We start from the raw sequence: 6,000 nt of genomic DNA, 5'->3' as shown, positions 1-6,000 counted from the left end.
GTGGGGTGGCCACGGCGACCAGTTACATCCTGCAGGAGAACGTCAACGGTGCGGGGTGGACCACGGTGCAGTCGAGTGGTGCAACGAGTTGGAACACCAGTGGTCGCGGCAACGGGACGTATCAATATCAAGTGCAAGCCTGTAATGCGACGTGCGGGTCTTGGAGTAACGTCGTGACCGAGTCTGTCGCGCTGATTCCCGCTGCACCGACCATCACGGTGAAACAAGTTTCAACAGGCAAGACCATAATCGCAACGGTCACCTGGGCAGCAGTGCCCAATGCAACGTATTACGTGGTGCAAGAAATTAACGGCTCCATCACTACGCAGATGTATTCGGGACCCAACACATCTTGGTCAGGCGGCTATGCCTACGGCCCCGTGCGCACCTTCCAAGTGAAAGCATGCAGTAGCTACGGGTGTTCGGCTTGGCAGTGAGGTGCGGTAGCCTCGGAGATGATGGGGTCGTCGCCGAGGTGTGAGGCCATTGCTTGGGCGCCATGCATGACGCCCAAGCAATACGTCTGATTGCGCGAGTATGTCTAAAGGTGTCGGGCAGCGTCAGGGTCTTGTTGATCAGGTTGTACGTATAGAAGCTCGTGTAGCCGTATCACGGACGCTCATCATTTGGGGGGAATATGCGTAAGCATTTGTGGTGGAAGGTAGCAAGTGTTCTGACGGCTCTATGGGGGCCAGCTGTGGTCTGCGCGCAGAACATAACCTTTGACACCTTGCCGGCGCTGCGCGTCACAACACCCGTTCCCTCCGGTCTACACGTGCCCGGCGACATGGATGGCAATGGCGTGTCCGATGTGCTTTTGTTCAATCCGACAACCAGTCAACTCCAATCTTGGCTGATGAACACCAACGATGCGAATGGCGCCGTCACCAAGCTCAGCGCGCACACATACAACGTGACGCAGGGTTATTTCGTGGGCGCTGTTGGCGATTTCAATGGGGACGGCCTGGCGGACCTGGTCTTCACCAGCAGCAATCATGATCTCTATCTGTGGACCAACAATGGACAGGGTGGTTTCACCTCCACGCAGATCGACTCCTATCCGTCGGGATGGACGCTGGTTGGCGCGGAGGACGTAGATGGTGATGGCCAAGACGATTTGCTCTGGTTGAACGCATCGGCATGCCAGTTCGGCTACTGGTTGATGAAGAATGGCGTTCACGTCGAATCGAAAACCGTCAATATCACCTGCGGTTACTATCCGATATCGCTCGGGTATTACACTCCATCGAATCGCGTGTCGATCATTTGGACGAGCGCTGCGCAGGATCTGTATATCTGGGACAGTGCGGGCAACCAATTCACACCGTACTCGTTCGGCAAGTACGGTCCGGGCAGCTCCATGGTCGCACTGGGTGGCGGTTACGAAGGCTCCCTGATGAGCCTGATCTATATCGCATCCAACCAGACGGCCTTTGGTCTCGAACTGGATCGCACCTTCAACGAGATCGGTCAGCAAACGCTGTGGCAAACCACCGAATGGTGGCTCGATAGCAGCTATCAGCTTCCATGGAGTTCGGCCGGTTTCCTCATCGAGGGGCGAGGTACCAACATGACCGGCGTGATCTACCAGCACGGATCGGCGCAGCTTGAAGTGTGTCCGCCATTGGGCGGTAGCGGGTATGAAAGCACGCCCGCACCGATGCCTTACACGTGTCCGAGCTTTTCCATTCCTTCCGGCTGGAAGGTAATTGGGGCGATGGCTAATGGCATCGTTCCGGGTAGCTGACGTGATGCGAGACAAAGACACATTAATTACACTGCTGAGCTAACCAGTGATGGATTGTCTAAATGCGTGGCTGCAAGAGTTAATGGATAAGGACGTGATGTCATGATTATCAGTGAGAAGTCGCAGAGTTTGAAGCGGATGAGAGCTTTACTTCGATGGGCGGTATTCGGGTTGCTCTCTGTAACCATGCATGCGTTTGCGCAAAGTGCGGGAACGGTGACGTATGTGTACACCGATCCGCAGGGGACACCACTGGCGGAAGCGGATGCGAACGGCAACATCACGGCGACATTTGATTACACTCCATATGGCACTACCGCACTGGGTAATCCGCCTAATGGTTCAGGGTATACGGGTCATGTAAATGATCCAGAGACAAATCTAGTCTACATGCAAGCTCGCTACTACGATCCTGCAACAGGTCGATTCCTTAGCGTTGATCCGACAGGTCCAACACCAGGCAATACTTTCTATTTCAACCGCTTTGCTTACGTCGGGGATAACCCTGTACTGAGAGTAGACCCGTTTGGAAAGTATTTTTGCCAACAGTCCGGTGGGTGCGCAGAGTTCGATAAGGCATACAATGAGATAAAACAGGCAGCTGCTCAATATTCTCCTGATTCGGCCATTGGAAAAGCGTTCGCGAAAGTACTTGGATACTATGGTGAGAAGGGGGAGAAAGGTTCTCAAGGAAACGTCGTAAACATAAAAGAAGGAAAGACTAGCACGGGAAATCCAGCGGAGATTTCGCATAACAGGTTCACGGGGTCAGACACGATTACCTTCGATGTCAAACAGATAATGGAAGAAGACAATGGCTCTGGTGCTGAGTTGGCTGCATCTGGAGCTCATGAAGGGCAGCATGGGGTGGATGACGCCACCAGGCGTGCAAACCATATCCATGAATCACCTGATACTGTTAACGCCACGGAGCACAGCGCATACATGTTGCAGTCATATGTAAATCAAGGATTGGGGGTGAACTCGGTATATGGGCTATGGAGAAGTGACTGGCCCGCAAGCGAAGTTGAAGCTAGGCGTGCAGCAGCGGTAGATAAATACTCAGAACTCTCGGTTCAAGCGTGGCAGAAGCAACATTAAGGAATAACCATGAGGTTGTTACCATTTCAGTGTATGGCTATGTTTTTTCTACTTGTTATCTGCGCCTGCTCGCACGCGAATTCAGCTGGGAGCATTTGTGGAGCGAAGCACTCACCTGCAAAATTTGTAGGTAAAAGTGTAGTCATTCATGGAAGAATCGTTAGTGATGGCATGCACACGACAGTCGTAGTGCCAGACCAGTGTTCAGATGAAGGATACGCAATTGCTCCTGCGGAAAAAGACGATGACGCTGCCACTATTATTAGACAGGCGATAATGCGTGTTGGTGCTCCTGGTACGGCGGACAAGGATATTTCTGTAGAGATGGATGCCGCCGTCATATTATTGGAGAATGGAGACGCCGGAATTCGTATCACGAAGCTGCACCGAATGGTTCTTACTTATCCAGCGAGCAAATAAAGGGGTAGCAAATAAAAGGGGTCACCATTTCGCCGCCGGAGTCAAGAGGCCCGCACGTGTTCTTCCCCCGGCGTAGCCGAAGGGTTTGCCCGTCTTGGCGCCGACCACAAGCCGTTGCGTTTCACGCGGCGCGAAGATCGCGCCAGTCACCGTTCTGGTTTGAGCCGCGAAGTGGCTCCATCGTTACCAAACACTCATCGGTTATCGCGGATACCGTCCAGATGCACGCTATACGCTGCACAGAGTCTCGGGCTTAACACCCACCTCTTGATGGCTCGGTCCGCGTGCGGTCTTGCGTCCCACATGGGTGCCGACGGTCGCGACCTTTCAGAGGGACTGGCTTCAAGCCAAACCCCGGTCCCGGCCTGCGACCGTCAGCCTACTCAAGCGAAGGCGCGCTTAACATTGAAGGGCGTTGCTTCGTGAAGCATGTGATAGCAAGCGCGTGCCAGCTTGTGCGCCACCGCCTTGATCGCTACCACGCGATGTTTGCGCGCCCGCTTGCGCTCGTACCAACGACGGATCATCGGGTCGAAACGCACGGCGAAGTTCGCCGCCTCCATAAAGGCCCAACACAAGTAGCGGTTGCCACACTTGCGATTACCATGTCCCTTGCGTTTGCCGTTGGACAGTCGCACGCTCTCGACCATACGACAGTACGAGGCGTAATCGCTGACCGAGGCGAAGCGTGCGATGTCACCACTTTCCAGCAGGATCGTCATGCCAAGAATCGGGCCGATGCCCGGCACACTCTGTAGCTGACGCAGCTGATCGGGGCGTACCAGATCTTTACGTACCCAGTGCTCCAGCGCCGTGATCTGCTCTTGTGTCGTGAGCCAGAGTTTGAACTGGATCAGCACGCCATAGCGGGTGGCAAGATCGGGAAACAGGTCGGCGAGCTGCGAGGGCGTGAGCCGTCGCAGAGTGTTGCTCGACAGCTGTTTGCCGGTACTGCGGCTGAAGCTGGATTGGATCGAGAGCATCAATGTCACCGCCTGCCGAACCAAGGCAAAACGACGGCGTAACAGGTCGCGTGTTGAGCGTTGCTCGCGCGGATAAATGTAGCCTTCCGGCAGCAGCCCCAGTCGCATCAGTTGTGCCAAATGCAGCGCATCGGACTGATCATCGCCGTGTTTGAGGCCGTCGTACTGGGGGATGGCGGAGGTGTTGACCAGACGCACGGTATAGCCGTGATCCATCAGGCCATCAACCAGCCAATACCAGTTGTAGGTCGACTCAACGGCAATGCCAGCAAGGTCCGCCTGATACGGCGCCAGATCCTCCAACAACCGCGGCAAATCATTGGGTCTTCGACACTGCCATAGCGCCTTGCCGTCCCCCGTCCATGATGGCCAACACACTGTTGCTGGAATGCAGATCAATAGCTGCGTAAAGTGACATCGCTGCCTCCTGTCGCTGGGCGATCGTCGAAACTGTGGTGGTCTCGAACGTACCGCTTCGCGCGGGAGGCGGCGACATGAGTTTTCAGAGTGACCGAGTCCTGATCTTATTTTTCCGTAATGTTCTCTGCTTGATCCATGCGCATGATGAAACCCCAACCGTAACGTCCTTTCATGTCGGGTGTGTTGCCATTGATGGCCACGACGATCTCGTTCGCGCCTTCGTGCAGAGGAAGATCGAAGCCGTCGTTCTCTAATGAGAGGCGACCATCGGGCGCTTTGCGGCCGCCCTTTAGGTTGTAAAGGTTCTTGCCGGAAAACACGGGTTTGCCGTTTGCAAATACCCATATTTCGCGCAACCAGCCTACTGCCACACGTCGAACCTGTTCGCGATCGGACTGTATGGTGGTGCGAAGCCAGATCACCTGCGGAGGCGCTTGCTTGGGCGTCGGGGCGTGAAATCGGCTTAGGTTGATAAGGCCGCCGTAGTCGGCCTTAACCGGCGACCAACGCGAGCCGGATGATGGCATGTTCGACAGACTGAGATGGTCCGTGGTGTTCATGGATACGGGATCGGTGTATTGCCATCGAGCAAGGTAGCGACGATCGCCTGCGGCAGGGTCCGCCGGAGGTTTTGGGTCGAGACCATCGGTCACACCCGGCGCAAGTGTCAGGTTGGCGTAGTAAGCGGTGCCCTCGAACGAGATGATTCCGGTGCTCGCATCGCCTTCCAGATGCGTGACGCGTAGCGATGGTTCCGTTCGTCCGTTCACGTATACGTTCATACGTTTGCCTGAAACGATGAGCTTGATGTGATTCCATTCGTTTTCGCGGAAGGGCGCTGACGCTTGATACTGCGGATAGACGTCCCACAGCACACGGCCTTTGATGATGGGAACATACTGCAGGCAGTCCTGGGATGCAGGGCAGTCGGTGCTGACCCGGATATAGAGCATGTCGGCGTTGTCACCGTCTTTCTGGTGAAAACGAATGCCCGGCATTTCTTCGCCAACGGGCTTGATGTCGAACTCGATGGTGCCGTTGTCGAAGTGCTTGTCTTTCAGCGCAACAAAGCCCTCCTCACTCTCGGAGGTCACCTGAAGGATGCCGTGCGGGAAGGCTTCCCTAGCGATGAATGTCGCATTGCCGCTTGCCTGCCAGTTGTCGGCTACCAATGGAATCGGCAAGGGCGTGACGGTCGAAGCGAAGGCTGATGCGGCGCCCAAAACACTGAGCGCACAGACCGAACGAATAAATCGTTTTTGCATGGGTATCTACCGCAGGTTACGTGCGTGCACCCTAGCGGCGTGTTCCGCCGGCGTCTCGCGAGAC

The 6,000-nt window shown here is 55.3% G+C and carries 5 protein-coding genes and 1 pseudogene; 4 read left to right on the top strand and 2 right to left on the bottom strand.

What is annotated here, in order from left to right; translation table 11 throughout:
* The 4 genes and pseudogenes from ISP18_RS04980 to ISP18_RS04965 form a co-directional block, all read left to right on the top strand.
* Nucleotides 1-437 (top strand): annotated as a pseudogene (locus ISP18_RS04980) (hypothetical protein); the annotation flags it as partial.
* A 200-nt stretch (nt 438-637) separates the two neighbouring features.
* Nucleotides 638-1,747, top strand: a complete 1,110-nt coding sequence (locus ISP18_RS04975; protein ID WP_380017592.1) for an FG-GAP repeat domain-containing protein — start codon at nt 638-640, stop codon at nt 1,745-1,747.
* Nucleotides 1,748-1,849: 102 nt separating this feature from the next.
* Nucleotides 1,850-2,848 (top strand): RHS repeat domain-containing protein, encoded by a 999-nt coding sequence (locus ISP18_RS04970; RefSeq protein WP_380017591.1) that lies wholly within the window; start codon nt 1,850-1,852, stop codon nt 2,846-2,848.
* Nucleotides 2,849-2,857: 9 nt separating this feature from the next.
* Nucleotides 2,858-3,268, top strand: coding sequence for a hypothetical protein (locus tag ISP18_RS04965; RefSeq protein ID WP_380017590.1), 411 nt, complete (start codon nt 2,858-2,860; stop codon nt 3,266-3,268).
* A gap of 383 nt (nt 3,269-3,651) precedes the next feature.
* On the opposite strand, the gene ISP18_RS04960 is transcribed toward ISP18_RS04965, so the two are convergent.
* Nucleotides 3,652-4,566, bottom strand: coding sequence for an IS110 family RNA-guided transposase (locus ISP18_RS04960; RefSeq protein WP_380017589.1), 915 nt, complete (start codon nt 4,564-4,566; stop codon nt 3,652-3,654).
* Between the two features lie 209 nt (nt 4,567-4,775).
* Complete coding sequence (locus ISP18_RS04955) at nt 4,776-5,936, bottom strand: family 16 glycoside hydrolase (protein WP_380017587.1); 1,161 nt, start codon at nt 5,934-5,936, stop codon at nt 4,776-4,778.
* Between the last annotated feature and the right edge of the window lie 64 nt (nt 5,937-6,000).

This window comes from Dyella humi, from assembly GCF_044904605.1.
In the GTDB taxonomy this organism is placed as follows: domain Bacteria; phylum Pseudomonadota; class Gammaproteobacteria; order Xanthomonadales; family Rhodanobacteraceae; genus Dyella_B; species Dyella_B humi.
This window is presented reverse-complemented; position numbering and strand designations above follow the sequence as displayed.